Consider the following 13,806-nt stretch of genomic DNA (forward strand, 5'->3'; position numbering starts at 1 on the left):
TAGTTTTGCTCACTTCCTATACTAAACTGGTTAGTATAGAAACGTCAAGGGAGAGAAAAAAATTTTATATTTGGCTGGGGAGGGCCAAGATATGGCACGAGCAAAGAGCACCGAACCGAAGCGGGAGAGTGCCGGTGAGAAGGTGGAGCAAATCCTGAAAGGGGCCATGCAGGAGTTTTTGGCCCACGGCTATACCGGCACGAGCATGGATCGGGTGGCGGCGGCGGCGAGAGTGTCCAAGGCCACGGTTTACAGCCACTTTGGAGACAAAGAAGGGCTGTTCGCCGCCTTGGTGGAGCGATTGGCGAAACAGCGGTTTCAAATTCTATTTAACGCCGAGCCGCCTGCAGGGGAAGCCAAAATCGTGTTGCCACAGTTAGCGGCGACTTTGCTCAATCAAGTCATAGAGGATACGGAGTATCTCACCTTCATGCGGGTGATAGTTGCGGAGTCGGGGCGCTTTCCCAACTTGGCGAAGATTTTTATCCGCCACATTACTCAACCCGTGCTGGAGAAATTAGTTCACTATTTGGCTTCTCATCCTGAATTGAATATTCCCGATCCAGAGGCGGCGGCGCGGATTTTCCTCGGGGCACTGGTTCAGTTTGTTTTGATTCAAGAGATTCTGCACGGGAAAGAGATTATGCCACTGGATAAGGAGCGGATCATTGACAGTCTGACTTATTTTATGCTAAGCGGTGCGGGGAAATGATGGACAGGGGACCGGCGTTCTGGCCGGTCCAAAGTCGGGAGGGGTTGGGGACAGGGGGAGACAGGCGGGATGCCGGTCCAAAGTCGGGATTGTTAAGTTTTTTATCTCTTTTGTATAAATCGGGGGCACTCACCCGATACTATCTCAATCTCATTCAAGCTTTATTCAGCTGTCGCAGTTGGGAAGAAGTTAATGACTGTCGCTCATCCTGTGAGTAGCCCTGGCCCGATGAGCTTTGGACAGGGGGTGAGATGGGCGGAATTATGAGAATCTGGAAGAGAAGAGTTTTTGAGTTCGTTATGGTCAAACCGGCACGAATCGGTCTGGCAGGACTGTTACTCCTAGCACTGGGGTGCTCCTCACCACCCAATCCCTCACAGACCGTCACGTCTCCAGCGCCGATTTCTTCTCCTTCCCCGAGTCCCTCTCCTGTTCGAGCAGCAGCGCCGGCCCCGGCGGCAAAGCCTGACAGGTACTGGGATGGCCTTGATAAAGGGGTGGGAGCGGCAGCTTTCGCTCAGTCCGCTCAGTCTGCTAGTGACTGGGGTCTGGTTTCCAGCCAGTTTCAAGTTGCCGCTAGCCTCTTGAAAACAGTCCCGCCAGACAGCCCGCACTATAAAGACGCCCAACTCCGAATTGGCCGGTACGAACAGAACGGGCGCGATGCTCACAAGATGGCGTCGGGAGAGCTCAAGACTCCACCGGCTGCCCTGTTCGACAACAGCGCTCCGGCCCGTCCGCCGGCTCCGGCTCCGACACCGGCAGCCACTGTAGTTCCGCCCCCATCTCCTGCTGCGGCTTCCGCTGCTGCGCCCCTTCCCTCTCCGTCGCCGGCTCAGACCTCTTCTCCTGATCGCTCCGCCGAATACGAAGCCAGGAAGATAGAGGCTCGCCGCCGTCTGGAGGAGGCTCGCGCTCGGCGGGCCGCCAGGTCGAGAGCTAAGCGCCGGTAGGTGACTTTCGTTTTCTAGGTTCGGCCAGGGAGCTTAAAGTCCAGGGGTTTTTGTTTGGCTCGTCTGCTTATTGCCTAGAATCCGTCCTCGTATTGGGAGATGGTTTTATCACCTTGGGAGAACTCCTCACCGCCGGGTGGCGGGTTCCGGATTTGCACTTCGGTCTTTCTTTCCTGCTGCGAAACGGGAATAGGGTTGACAAAAGATTTGACGGATGATATCCTGACAATAGGATTTGGCTTTTTGTGTGCGGGGGCGAGGAGTGTGGTGAGCACGCTCTGGTCGGTAGACGACCTGGCAACGTCCCTGTTCTCTCTGTTTTACCACGAGTACAAGCGAAAGCTTTCTCGCCCCGAGGCGTTGAGACAGGCGCAAGAGGACTTGCGCACTCTTTCGGGAAGCGAGCTGGCGGCTAAATACGAGCCGGTGCTTTCGCCTTTGCTCGACAAGCAGCGGAAAGAGGCTGAGGAGGAATTCAAGCGGGCATCCGCAGCTTATAATAAAGCGAAAAAAGAATCTCCTGAGGCGGTGGAGGAGTTGAAAAAGGAGTACAGCCTGTGCTATAAGAAGAAGCAAAATGTGGTAATAACTCAGGACCAGTTGAAGAAAGCTTGCACTGAGGAATTTCCCTTTTCATATTTGCACTACTGGTCAGCTTTTACTTGTCAGGGATTGCGGTGAGACTCGCAGGGTGCCTTGCCCGGTAAGCGGCAATTTATCGCGCTGTTGATGCGGGAGTAGCCGGTGCGTCTTGTAGGGGCGGGTTCGCCAAAGGTATGTGCCACACAACGACATATATTTCTAAACCCGCCCCCACCCGGCGATTGGAATTCACGCTCGACAAACTTTCGTCCGCCTCCCTTAGACTTTTGGAATTCTTAAAACCCGCGAAGGCGGGTTTCGTCTGTATAGCTGCGGTTTCCAACCGCCAAGCCCCCCCAGCTTTAAGCGATAGATCCCCGGCGATTGAAATCGCGGCTATACAAACGAAGTCCGCCTCCCTTGGACTTCTGCAATTCTTAAAACCCGCGTTGGGCGAAGCCCTTCCCGAAGGGTAGGCGGGTTTTGTCTGTGTAGCTGCGGTTTCCAACCGCCAAGCCCCCTCAGCTTTAAGCGATAGATCCCCGGCGATTGAAATCGCGGCTATACAAACTTTCGTCCGCCTTCGCGGACTTTTGGAATTCTTGAAACCCGCGTTGGGCGAAGCCCTTCCCGAAGGGTAGGCGGGTTTCGTCTGTGTAGCTGCGGTTTCCAACCGCCAAGCCTCCCCAGCTTTAAGCGATAGATCCCTACTCTTAATCCCCTCTCTTGACACTACCCCACCCCCAAATGGCCACACCGGCGCGGAACCCACCCTACAAGCTGCATCATCCGAGCTCCGAGCTCCATCATCCGAGCTCAGAGCTCCATCATCCGAGCTCCGAGGTCCATCATCCGAGCTCAGAGCTCCATCATCCGAGCTCAGAGGTCCATCATCCGAGCTCTGAGGTCCATCGTTCGAGCTCCGAGGTCCATCATCCGAGCTCTGAGCTCCATCGTTCGAGCTCCGAGGTCCATCATCCGAGCTCTGAGCTCCATCGTTCGAGCTCCGAGGTCCATCATCCGAGCTCCGAGGTCCATCGTTTCAACCCACCGGCACATCAGGCGCTCAAAACAGATGCCGGTGCGACGCAAAAGAACCCCGGTTTATTTAAATAACCGGGTTTCTTAATACCCTCTGTTGACACTTGGGAACTTTTCCAGCGCAAAGAAAGCGCTGATTTCGCCCCGGCTGCCGGCGGGCATAATTTCCGCTTCGATGCTATACTAAAATTAACCTGTTTTAAACGGAGGGAAGAGGAATGATTTATCAACTACAATCTCCGAGCGCGACGAATATAATTTACCCGGAAAGCGACGGCCAACCTATGGCAGACAATACCAGGCAGTTTCGCTGGATAATGATCCTGTATTACAATTTAGAGTGGCTCTTTGCCGGCGATTCAATGGTATTTGTAGCAGGGGACTTGCTGTGGTATCCGGTGGAGGGGGATAATACTATTCGTCAAGCTCCTGACGTGATGGTAGTGTTTGGCGTGCCGAAGGGGGACAGGGGCTCTTACATGCAGTGGCGAGAGGGGAATATTGCGCCGCAGGTGGTGTTTGAGATTCTGTCGCCGGGAAACACCCAGACAGAAATGAACAAAAAACTGAGGTTTTACAATCGCTATGGAGTGGAGGAATATTACCTGTACGATCCTCAGAAAAACGATTTGAGTGGCTGGTTGCGTTCGCAAGCGGATTTGGAGGTAATTGAGCCGGTGGATAATTGGGTCAGCCCCCGGCTGGGAATTCGCTTTGATTTGTCAGGAGAGGAGTTGCAGATTTACCGTCCCAATGGGGAGCGATTTGCAAGTTATGTGGAAATTCACCGACAGCTGGAAGAACAGCAGCAACGGGCCACGGATGCGGAGCAGCGGGCTGAGCAAGAGCAGCAGCGGGCCGAACAAGAACGGCAGCGGGCTGAGCAAGAGCGGCAGCGGGCCGAACAAGAACGGCAGCGGGCCGAACAAGAACGGCAGCGGGCTGAGCGTTTAGCAGAGCGGCTGCGTGCGGCGGGAATTGAACCGGAGTGAGTTGATTGAAACATCAAGTTGCACGCCCCGACCCACCCCTGGCCATGCGCCCAAGATGTGTGTGAGCGGTAGCCTTTGTAGGGGCGGTGCGTGCCCATCGCCCCATTGCCGGCTGCCCCATTGCCGGCTGCCCTATGCCCCTATCACACATTCCGCACGAGCCGGTTGAGCGTCGCTTCCATAACAGCGGTGCTCTGAGCGCTAACCGCAAACACCAGCGCCTCCCGATAAACTCGCTGCGCGGCGTGATGTTTGTAATTAGCCGCACCGCTAGAAGCCGCCACTGCAGCCATCGCACATCTGCCGGCTAAATCAATCGCCCACGCCCGCAATTGCAGCCCGTCTTGCCGGCTATCTTCTAATATTGCTTCCCGGCAGCTATTCAGTTCCCGGTTCAGGGCTTCAAATGCAGAGTTAATAAACGGCAGCTGCTTCGTTTTTGCGGCATTTTCCACAATATCCAGACCGGCTCTCGCGCACCCGAGGGCAAAAAAAGCGGGAGAGCGGATGTTCTTTTTGTCGATTTCGTGAATCCAGCCTGCCGGCTTGACGGACACGACCCGCTCTTGGGGCAAGAACCACTGACTCAGCTGGGCGCTGACCGTATTTGTTGATGCCATTGCTGCCAGCTGCGCCGGCTCGCTGAACGTGATGCAGCCACCGGCATCCTGATTCGTCTCAACAAAAGGCAGCATCCCAAACACAGCACTGCCATCAGGCAGGGTGGCAGCGGCAATAAATTCCTGGAAGCAGCCAAAGCCGGTGATCCAGGGTACATAGCCCTGCAGCTCGTAACCGCCGGCAACCGGCAGCGCCTTGAGCACCGGCTCGCCCAACCGCCGCAACTGGGAGAAGCCGATGCCCACTAACCGCTTGCCGGTGGATAGATAAGGGAGATATTCCTGTTTCAGGGATTCATTATCACTAACAGCCAGCATATTGCCGGCACTCTGGTGCTGGATTTGCAAGAACGCCAGGGCACCGGAGTATCTGGCAATCATTTCCTCGAAGCTGGCGGACTTCTCCTGTGCCAACTCCTGCCCGCCCCAGATTTTGGGCAGCTGCAGCGCCAGGAGGGAGCGCTCGCCCAGTTCTTTGAGAGCCTCAAACAGCGCCTGCGGGTCACTGTCAATTTCGGCGGCGCGGGGGGCGACCGATTCCCGAAAATAGGATTCGGCAAAATTTAGCAGCTGTTGCTGGTCATCCATGTGAATTTTCTGAGCGACTTCCTCTTTTATAACTCAAGTACCTCGTTCCCAGCCTGAGGGTGGGAACGAGGATAGCGAGGATAAAATCCTCTCTTATAGCAATAGACAGTCAGTTAAGGACAGGGCATCTCACTTTCTAGTAGGGATAGGGAGCGGAGGGAACGCCTGTCCTACGTCCGTGCTATATAGACTCCCCCCAAACGCACCCTACCGGCGATTGCGGGCGTCGAGGAATTTCAGCTGCCGGTAGAGGGTGGCGATTTGCGGCAGTTGCGCACCGGCACCCATCGCCGCACGCAGGGGATTGCCGAATATCGCCTCCACTTCCAGGGGACGCCGGGTGTCGAAATCGAGCTTCATGCTGGTTCGGTAAGGAGTCATTTTCTCAGTGTGATCGAGCATTTTTTGCATAAAACTTTCAGAGACAGGGCGATTGCAAGCAGCAGCACCGGCAAGAACTTCCCGCATCAGATCCTCAACTAGGGTGCGGGTGTCGGGGTTAGCCATTAGTTCGTCTGTCCGGGCGTCGAGAGCGACAGAAAGCCCGTTGTAGGGGATGTTCCACACGAGTTTCTCCCATCTAGCCAAAAGCAGGTCTTCCGCTAGATTGATGGGGATGCCGGCGCGCTCGAAGTCGCTGGCAATCAGGCGCATGCGCTCGGTGATGCCGCAGGGGCGATAGTCAGGGGCGTATTCGCCGAGGGTGATGTAGCCATAGTCCAGGTGGCGGATGTGACCGGGGCCAATTTTATTGGAGCACAGAAAGCACAGCCCGCCCATCACTCGTTCCGGGCCGGCGATTTTGGCCACCTCTTCTTCGCTGCCCAGGCCATTTTGCAGCACCAAGACGACGCCGGTGTCTTTGAGTGCCGGTGGTAACAGTTCCGGTAGCAGGTGATTGTGGGTGGTTTTCAGCGCCACCACGACGACATCGCATTTGGGCAGTTCGCTGGGATGCCGGTAGGCGTTGACTTTTAGGGTGATGTCGCCTTTTGGGGACTCGACGAACAGGCCATTTTGGCGGACTTGTTCGCAATCGCTGCGCAGCAGGAAGTGGACTTGAGCACCGGCTTGCTGCAAGCGGGCTCCGTAAAAACCGCCCACTGCGCCGGTGCCGAGAATGGCGTAGGTGCGATTGGGTATCATTTCAGGGGGACTTTCCATTATAATGATTTTAGATTTGGCGATTTTAGATGTTAGCTGAGCCTGAGGGCTGGTTTAGCAGAAGATTTATCTGTTAGAGCGACAGTCGCTCCCCATCGCCCGCTCCTGCGCTAAAATGGTTTTTTAAAAAGTAATTGCCCGGAATGTATATAATGATACGGTTTTCTGTCGCCGCTTAGGTTAAGGTGGCAACGTGAGTATTAGCCGGCGGCCCTACCGGTAAAATTATCCTATATCTTTTTAATTAGTTAATAAAAGCGCAGGTGGGGTTCCAGCAGCGCCACCGAGCGAGAGACAAGCGGATTAACCTGTTTTTCCCCGTGTGTCCGCGTTCAAAAGCGGCCCAGCGCCCACCTGGGTTTTATAACAATGATTTAAGCGGAGAGCAGTAAAAGTGTTTGGTGGGCGAAGGGCGCTTGAGATTAACGGCTTGAGGGACGGCCTTTGAGTGAGAAAGATCACAAGTGATGATTGCAAAGATCACATCAGAGGTGTGGCGTTGTTGATTAAGATAAGTGGAAGAAGACGATTATTGTAAAAACATCATGATTCAGGCGCAAGAACATCTACACCCAGATACCTTAGACCGGATTGTTGAGCGGATATTTTCTTCTCACAAAATTACTCGCGCAGACCAGCATCGGTTCATGTCTGCCATGCTGTCGAGGGGGACTCTCAGCTGGGAAGATCAGAAGAAAGTCAACCGAGTATTTGACGCCCTGCAACAGGGATTGCTGAGGGTGGTCGATTGAGAGTGCCGGTTCTTGTCAGTCCTCTACTGAGCGAGGCGAGCCGGTCGCTTCGCTTTTGACCGATATTTTATGGATATTAATATTTAAAATTAGAGGTGGGGGGGTTAGAGCGGGTTTCTTCGGTACTGAGAAACCCGGTTTCTTAAAGAAACCGGGTTTCTGGCATCTAGTTCATCCAACTGAAAACCGCTATAATAACAATCCCTGCAGCACAGCGCGTTTGGGTTGAGAAACCCGGTGTTTTGAGGGAACCGGCTCTCTCAACATTATGCCTATCGATACAGGCGTCCTCTAGATGAGGGGGGATAGGATCGAAGTAAAAAACAAGCTGGCAAGAGGAATTGAGCGATGGCTGACGAACAGGATAAAAGGGTGGAAAAATCCCAACCGGCATCTCCTCCGGCTGGCACGCCAGCCGGCACAGAAGGGATTTGTCAAGCAGTGGCCGGCGCTGCAGCGGGAGCGGGAGGGATAGCAGGCTCGGCGGCATCCCTGGCAGGTCAGGCGGCGGCGAATGCCGGCAAAACAGTGGGGGGGGCTATCGCTGCAGGCAAAGCGGCGGTGGGAAAAGCCGCCGGTGCCGGTCAGGCGATCGGGAAAGTGGCGGCGCAAGCGGGATCGGTGGCGGCGGCGACAGCAGGTGAAGTGCTGGAATCGGCTGCGCACCAATCCCAGCGGCTGTTCGAGCACGGGACTCACGAAGCGGGACGCGCCCTGACTGTTCTGGGGGAAAACCCGGTGCTGCGATATGTGACGCAAATTTTCCGGGCGGACTGGCTGCTGGCGGCGATTGGTCAGGTGGATGTGGGGAAAGCGCAAGCAGCGGTGAGAAAGCTGCAGCAAGAGTGCCCGCAGGAAAGCCCGAGCCAGATCGCTCACCGGATAATGGTGGATAAGGCGCTTTCTGCCGGCGGGATCGGGCTGGTGAGCAGTTTTGTGCCCGGAGCGGCGCTGGCGCTGCTGGCCATCGATCTGGCAGCGACAACGCAATTGCAGGCGGAAATGGTTTATGAGATTGCGGCGGCTTACGGGATGGATTTAACAGATCCGAAGCGCAAGGGGGAAGTGCTGGCGATTTTTGGGCTGGCGCTGGGGGGAGGTCAAGCGGTGAGAGCCGGTTTGGGCTTGCTGCGAACTGTGCCGTTTGCCGGTGCGGCGATTGGGGCGAGCACAAATGCGGTCATGCTGTACACGCTGGGATATGCGGCGTGCCGGTTCTATGAATCAAAGGTGAGTCCGCTGACTTCGGAAGCTGCAGCGGAAGAGGTTAAGAAAGGCAGCGAGGACTATTTAAAACTTGCCCTGGCTCAACAAGCGGTTATGGATCGGGTTCTCGCGGAGATGGTTTTGGCGAGCCATCCTGATAAATCTTGGGATGATATTTTGCCAGAGTTGAAATCTCTGAATTTGACACCGGCCTCTTTGGATGCGATCGCACAGCACATCAAATCGCCCCAGCCTTTGCCGGCGCTGATCGGGCAGCTCAACAGCGATTTTGCCAGACCTTTGCTGGTTCAGTGTTACAGGATTGCGCTCTCCGATGGGGTGATTGCGCCGGCAGAAAAGCGGGTGATAGAAGCGATTGCCAATCAGTTCCGCATTCCTGTGGGGCCGGTGGAGGAAGCTGTTCGGTCGGAAATGCGCAGCCGGTGATAGAGCGGCTCTCATATTAGTGCGGTACTGAGAAACCCGGTTTCTTTAAGAAACCGGGTTTCTGGGCCGCAGTTCATGCAACTGAGAGCCGCTCTATCGTTGCCCGCTGTATGTGATTCGGTAGGGTGCGTGCGGGAGGCGCGCGCACCCACCCCAGCCGGATCTCCGGGCATAGGGCACCGGGGATGGGGCATAGGGGATGGGGCTCGCGGGAATTTCTCGGTTGCTTTGTGGCGCTGCCGGTGGGAGAATAGTCCATCAAACCGGCAGAACGACGGAGGCGGCGGCTTGCCGGCGGGCGCAGTCTTATAGCAGTAGCCACTTAGGGCGCGGACGTAGGACAGGCGTCTCGCCTGTCCCTGTTCCTACGAACAAGTGAGATGCCCTGTCCTAAACTGACTGTGTGCTGCTATAGCTCTGACTGCGCATCTCGGCAGGTCTGAGAAAGTCTTTATTTTTGAGGATTTTCAATTCTTGTAACAAGATATGAAGGGGAGCGCCGTATTTTCACTAATATAGCAGTAGGCACTTAGGTTTGTACATTTCGGCCTCTTTTGCACCCCCCCACTCCTGCTCCTATTGTCCTAACCCATATTACTACTGGGATATAGACGTAGGGCAGGCGTCCGCCGGGACTGAAGGTCTAATGTTCTAACCTAAGTGCATACTGCTATAAATCGGCGTGGGATAGAGATAGGACTTACGCAGTGACCTCAATTGTGTGGTGGGTTACGCTTGCGCTAACCCACCCTACCGATAGAGGCTTTGCGTAAGTCCTGAGAGAATTGAACACCTTAACTGACCGGCTTCCCGCCACAACAAACGTATTTTGGCGATTGTTAGACGGTGTTTTGGGGCGTGGGAGCGAGAGCGCCCCAAGGGTTCAGGTCTGGCCATACCTGTCGGATAAGGGATGCAGCGCGCAGGGGGTGCGGTTGCCCGGTGCCTGCCGCACCGCCACGGGGACGAGTGAGGAACACTGCGCGCTTTTAAACGACAATATTCTAGATGGGCTGGCAACCAAATCTAACTTTCTCCCCCCACTTGATGCAATCTACGTTAGCTGCTAGGATTTTACTAACTACTCTGGCTGTAACTGTTTCAGGGGCGTCTCCAGCTTGGTGCCAACAATTCATCCCTCCTGCCAGCCTGACGCCTATTCAATCTGAAGCCACAGTTTTTAAGTGCGTTCCCTATGGAACGAACAGCTATATTACTCTCGCGGAAAAAGCGGACAAAACAGCGGCTCTATTTCTGTGGAGCAGCGAAAATTTTGGTGGCAAATTGTCCCCCGAACGAGCCTGCAATACCCTTTCACAACGCATGAATGATGCGGTGAGAAAGCAGGGGGGGAACTTGAACAGCTTGCTGCTGACGATGGGGCGCGTAAACCGGGAAACAGTGATTTGTTTTGTCAGCAATTATGACTCGGGCTGTAACGCCAACAACACGCTGTTTGCTCTGACACCAGAAGATGCTAAGCAATATGGCAGACAGCCCCAGAAATTTCTAGAAAAGCTGACGGGGATAAGCGTTCAGGGTTCACAACCTCCGGTTTTGCAATTGGCCGGCAATCCTATTAATGACATCGACCGGCAGCCTTACTTCAGTTTAGAAGCCTGGGAAAAACAATTTCTAAAAAATAAATACGGCAGCCAGGTAACTCGCTATAAATAGGCGGTTATTATAGCAATAGACAGTTCTAGCAGTATGCACTTAGGTTAGTACATGGGCATCATCGCATCATCGCATCACGCATGCATGGCATCACGCAAAAGCTGGTATAGCAGTATGCACTTAGGTTAAAACATTAGACCTTCAGTCCCGGCGGACGCCTGCCCTACGTCTATATCCCAGTAGTAATATCGGTTAGGACAATAGGAGCCGGAGTGCGGGGGTGCAAAAGAGGCCGAAATGTACGAACCTAATTGGCTACTGCTATAGGGGCGGGTTTACTAACATCTGGTAAAACCCAGAGACATCTTGGGTGAACCCGCCCCTACTTACCCCATGCGCATGAGCCCGATGCGCATGAGCCCCATGCCCCAGCAGAATTATCCTCCCCCTTCATCCTTTTCCAGCGCCTCACTTCGCTCGTCGCGCTGCCGGTGCCTGCGCTCACTCCCCCCGTTCCGCTCATTTCCCCACCGTTCCAGCAGCTGCAACAGCACCCGCTCCAGTTGCGGCGACAGTCCCAGCGGCAAACTTTCCGAACGCAGGTGCAAGTCCCGCTGCGGAAACGGAACCTGAATTTGGCGCTGGCGAAACAGCTCCTCAATCCGGAAATAGAGGTCGCTTTTGAAAAGAAATTGCTTGCTCGGTTCCTTAATCCACACCAGCAAGTTAAAATTCAGATCGCTCTCGCCAAACCCCTTGAAAAACACTTGGGGCGGAGGAAATGACAGAATCCCCTGCTGTTCTTGAGCTGCTTCTAGCAGCGCCTCTCTCACCGCTTGGACATCCGAACCGTAAGCCACGCCCACCGGCAGCTGCAGTCGCGAAACCGAGTTGTGGTGGCTCCAGTTAATCACCTCCGTTTCCAGAAAGCGAGAATTCGGCACAATAATCGAAATATTGTCCACCGTTCTAATCACTGTGCTGCGAGCCCCGATCCGCTCTATCGTGCCGGTATACCGCCCCACTTCCACAAAGTCTCCCACCACGAGCCGGCGCTCAAACAGCAGGACAATGCCGCTGGCGAAATTCTTAGCGATGTCTTGAAAGCCAAACCCAATTCCCACGCCCAGCGCGCTCGCCACAATGGTTAAGGAGCTGATATCCAGCCCCCAAATTTGCAGCACGACAACGGTGCCAATGGAAATTAAACTGTATTTCACAATCACGGCAACGGCTTCCTGGATGCCGCGATTAATCCCCGTGACGCCCAAGATGCGAGTTTTCAGGAGATTTGTGGCGATGCTCGTGCCGGCGAACAGTGCGGTCAGCAGGCAAATCAGCACCAGCAGATTTGCAACAGAATAGTCATTTTTATTGAGAGTTAAAATCGGGGAAGTGAAGGTGGAAATCAGGCTGTTGGCGAGCCGGTAGCTCCAATTTCGGGTGAGGGGAAACAGATTGGTGACGTGAAAAATGGCAGCCAGCCAGACGACAGTCCGCCCCAGCCCCAGGCTGAGGTTGAGCAGCGCTTCTATTGTGTGGGAAAACTCCCTGTGTGGGCGTTCCTGTGCCGTCTGGGACGAAGGCTCACCGGCAGCGGAAGGTTCAGGAATCAGCCTTGCCAGCCCCATTCGCAGGTAGCGCTCCCAGACGCGCCCCAACAGCCAGTGCAGCCCCACCGCCAGCGCCACCACGCCAATTGCCAGAATCAGCGCTATGCGGATAAACTCAGCGCTGCGCTCTCGCTGCGCTTGCTGCAGGGCTTGCTGAATTTGCGCCGCCCAAACCTGGGCTTGCTCTTCGGGCGTCATGCCGGCACCGGCATCTCGTCGAGTTACAGTTAGCAAATACTGCCCGTTCAGCACAATGGTGGGCAATTGATTGCGCTCCTCAATCTTGACCGCGACTGGATTTGAGGAGCGCGCTGCCTTTTTCAGCTCAGAACCGATCCACTCAGAGCGCACCTCAGCTGGGTAATCTCCCGCGTCTGACACTTTAAAAAGTTCCCGCCCGTCCAAAAGCACAGGGGCGGTTGAGATTACCGTTTTCACAGCCTTTGCCTTGCCGGAGTTGCTTTCGGGCGGGAGTTTCTCGCCTCCCTCGTCTCTTGCGTTGCTCGGGGCAAACCGTTCCTGACTCTGGGAAATCGCCGGCGGCTGTAAAGAATTTGGGGCGGCGGCTAGACTCACCGGCACACTGGCTGTCGCCACCAGCAGGCACCCCACAACGGCGATGGCAATCCCAACTCTCCGCCCGAATGGCGATAGCCGGTAGCTCTGACGGCGATTCCGGTTGCTTTTCACGCTCGCATACCCTCCCCTACATTTGTGCAGTTTAATGTAAGCTTGCCTCACCGGCACAGCTCGTGCTGTGACGCACGCTCTCATTAGATCAATTATGCTAAACTCCCCACCATTCATTCCTCCGGCTGAAGTTTCCTTCGCCGCACTGCCGGTGCAGTGTTCCCAGGCTGGGAGGATTGCCGGACAGCCGGCTCAATTCCAGTTAATTAGTGTTAATTGTACCGGAAATTGCCAGACCTGAAAACACTCACCCCCATCCAGCTAGTTTCAATCCCGTTGCCGGGATTCAGCTGGCAAAAAATATTCTTCTCCTCCTGCCGCCTGCTAAAATCATTATCGCATTGATTTCGGCTTCTTTGTATGCACCGGCATGCTCCCGGCGCTTTTCCCCGTGCCCCTGGCATTCAGCGCCGGCTGCACCGGCTATCCGAGGGAAGTTTATCTCTCTATTTTGCTGATGGCGATTTTCCCCCAGCTCGTTGGCCACACCAGCTTTAACTGGGCGGTGCGGTGGGTTTCGCCCACCTTTGTGACGCTGGCCATTTTGTTCCTTGCCGGTGGCTTCCAGTATCCTGGGCTATTTTGTATTTGGGGAAGTGCCGGCACCTGCAGTGCTTGCCGGTGCGGCGGTGCTGCTTGCCGGTGTGGCCATTGTGGCGGCGGGGCAGCGCAAAAAATGATGCAGTTAAATTGCTATTTTAGGGAGCAGCCCCCGTGAAGGATCTGCTGGCAGGGCTAAAGCCCTACTACAAACCTTTTCAAGTCAGAAGTCAGAGTCCCGGAACGGGGGAGCGGTAAATTAAAGGTATAGCGGTTTTCATCTGAGTGA

At 54.9% G+C, this 13,806-nt stretch carries 12 protein-coding genes; 8 read left to right on the forward strand and 4 right to left on the reverse strand.

All coding sequences use genetic code 11. The annotated features are described in order from the left end of the window. Positions 1 to 91: 91 nt before the first annotated feature. The 4 genes from OSC10802_RS0108170 to OSC10802_RS0108195 all read left to right on the forward strand — a co-directional run bounded on the left by OSC10802_RS0108170 (position 92) and on the right by OSC10802_RS0108195 (position 4,280). Positions 92 to 712 (forward strand): TetR/AcrR family transcriptional regulator, encoded by a 621-nt coding sequence (locus tag OSC10802_RS0108170; RefSeq protein WP_017716303.1) that lies wholly within the window; start codon positions 92 to 94, stop codon positions 710 to 712. A gap of 263 nt (positions 713 to 975) precedes the next feature. Next, positions 976 to 1,665 carry a hypothetical protein gene (locus OSC10802_RS39200; protein ID WP_155967451.1) on the forward strand — a complete coding sequence of 230 codons (690 nt, stop codon included), beginning with the start codon at positions 976 to 978 and terminating at the stop codon, positions 1,663 to 1,665. A 99-nt stretch (positions 1,666 to 1,764) separates the two neighbouring features. Beyond that, complete coding sequence (locus OSC10802_RS0108180; RefSeq protein WP_071593288.1) at positions 1,765 to 2,346, forward strand: CHAT domain-containing protein; 582 nt, start codon at positions 1,765 to 1,767, stop codon at positions 2,344 to 2,346. A 1,160-nt stretch (positions 2,347 to 3,506) separates the two neighbouring features. Then, the gene (locus OSC10802_RS0108195) at positions 3,507 to 4,280 is read left to right on the forward strand and encodes a Uma2 family endonuclease (RefSeq protein WP_017716307.1); all 774 of its coding nucleotides are present in this window, start codon (positions 3,507 to 3,509) and stop codon (positions 4,278 to 4,280) included. 143 nt (positions 4,281 to 4,423) lie between these two features. On the opposite strand, the gene OSC10802_RS0108200 is transcribed toward OSC10802_RS0108195, so the two are convergent. Together OSC10802_RS0108200 and OSC10802_RS0108205 are read right to left on the reverse strand one after the other, a co-directional pair. Further along, the gene (locus OSC10802_RS0108200) at positions 4,424 to 5,488 is read right to left on the reverse strand and encodes an acyl-CoA dehydrogenase family protein (RefSeq protein WP_017716308.1); all 1,065 of its coding nucleotides are present in this window, start codon (positions 5,486 to 5,488) and stop codon (positions 4,424 to 4,426) included. Between the two features lie 207 nt (positions 5,489 to 5,695). After that, the gene (locus tag OSC10802_RS0108205) at positions 5,696 to 6,652 is read right to left on the reverse strand and encodes a putative 2-dehydropantoate 2-reductase (protein WP_017716309.1); all 957 of its coding nucleotides are present in this window, start codon (positions 6,650 to 6,652) and stop codon (positions 5,696 to 5,698) included. A 515-nt stretch (positions 6,653 to 7,167) separates the two neighbouring features. Here OSC10802_RS0108205 and OSC10802_RS0108210 point away from each other — a divergent pair. Together OSC10802_RS0108210 and OSC10802_RS0108215 are read left to right on the forward strand one after the other, a co-directional pair. Beyond that, entirely contained in the window at positions 7,168 to 7,404 is a 237-nt protein-coding gene (locus OSC10802_RS0108210; RefSeq protein ID WP_232731644.1) for a hypothetical protein, read from the forward strand. Between the two features lie 348 nt (positions 7,405 to 7,752). Further along, positions 7,753 to 9,057, forward strand: a complete 1,305-nt coding sequence (locus tag OSC10802_RS0108215) for a hypothetical protein (RefSeq protein ID WP_017716311.1) — start codon at positions 7,753 to 7,755, stop codon at positions 9,055 to 9,057. Positions 9,058 to 9,130: 73 nt separating this feature from the next. Here the strand turns inward: OSC10802_RS0108215 and OSC10802_RS54145 are convergent, their stop codons facing one another. Continuing rightward, the gene (locus tag OSC10802_RS54145; RefSeq protein ID WP_155967452.1) at positions 9,131 to 9,379 is read right to left on the reverse strand and encodes a hypothetical protein; all 249 of its coding nucleotides are present in this window, start codon (positions 9,377 to 9,379) and stop codon (positions 9,131 to 9,133) included. Between the two features lie 725 nt (positions 9,380 to 10,104). Between OSC10802_RS54145 and OSC10802_RS44120 the strand changes: the two genes are divergently transcribed. Beyond that, positions 10,105 to 10,734 (forward strand): COP23 domain-containing protein, encoded by a 630-nt coding sequence (locus OSC10802_RS44120; protein ID WP_198525081.1) that lies wholly within the window; start codon positions 10,105 to 10,107, stop codon positions 10,732 to 10,734. Between the two features lie 377 nt (positions 10,735 to 11,111). Here OSC10802_RS44120 and OSC10802_RS0108225 read toward each other — a convergent pair whose 3' ends face one another. Then, the gene (locus OSC10802_RS0108225; protein WP_198525082.1) at positions 11,112 to 13,061 is read right to left on the reverse strand and encodes a mechanosensitive ion channel family protein; all 1,950 of its coding nucleotides are present in this window, start codon (positions 13,059 to 13,061) and stop codon (positions 11,112 to 11,114) included. 473 nt (positions 13,062 to 13,534) lie between these two features. Between OSC10802_RS0108225 and OSC10802_RS56355 the strand changes: the two genes are divergently transcribed. Beyond that, positions 13,535 to 13,657 (forward strand): hypothetical protein, encoded by a 123-nt coding sequence (locus OSC10802_RS56355; protein ID WP_369797061.1) that lies wholly within the window; start codon positions 13,535 to 13,537, stop codon positions 13,655 to 13,657. The last annotated feature ends 149 nt before the right edge of the window (positions 13,658 to 13,806 follow it).

Origin of the sequence: Kamptonema formosum PCC 10802 (assembly GCF_000332335.1) — a bacterium.
Taxonomy (GTDB): domain Bacteria; phylum Cyanobacteriota; class Cyanobacteriia; order Cyanobacteriales; family Oscillatoriaceae; genus Oscillatoria.

Bases quoted from the DNA above. Each gene is read 5' to 3' on its own strand.
- OSC10802_RS0108170 (WP_017716303.1), top strand. From the start codon at position 92: ATGGCACGAGCAAAGAGCACCGAACCGAAGCGGGAGAGTGCCGGTGAG.
- OSC10802_RS39200 (WP_155967451.1), top strand. From the start codon at position 976: ATGAGAATCTGGAAGAGAAGAGTTTTTGAGTTCGTTATGGTCAAACCG.
- OSC10802_RS0108180 (WP_071593288.1), top strand. From the start codon at position 1,765: ATGGTTTTATCACCTTGGGAGAACTCCTCACCGCCGGGTGGCGGGTTC.
- OSC10802_RS0108195 (WP_017716307.1), top strand. From the start codon at position 3,507: ATGATTTATCAACTACAATCTCCGAGCGCGACGAATATAATTTACCCG.
- OSC10802_RS0108200 (WP_017716308.1), bottom strand. From the start codon at position 5,488: ATGGATGACCAGCAACAGCTGCTAAATTTTGCCGAATCCTATTTTCGG.
- OSC10802_RS0108205 (WP_017716309.1), bottom strand. From the start codon at position 6,652: ATGGAAAGTCCCCCTGAAATGATACCCAATCGCACCTACGCCATTCTC.
- OSC10802_RS0108215 (WP_017716311.1), top strand. From the start codon at position 7,753: ATGGCTGACGAACAGGATAAAAGGGTGGAAAAATCCCAACCGGCATCT.
- OSC10802_RS44120 (WP_198525081.1), top strand. From the start codon at position 10,105: ATGCAATCTACGTTAGCTGCTAGGATTTTACTAACTACTCTGGCTGTA.
- OSC10802_RS0108225 (WP_198525082.1), bottom strand. From the start codon at position 13,061: ATGAGAGCGTGCGTCACAGCACGAGCTGTGCCGGTGAGGCAAGCTTAC.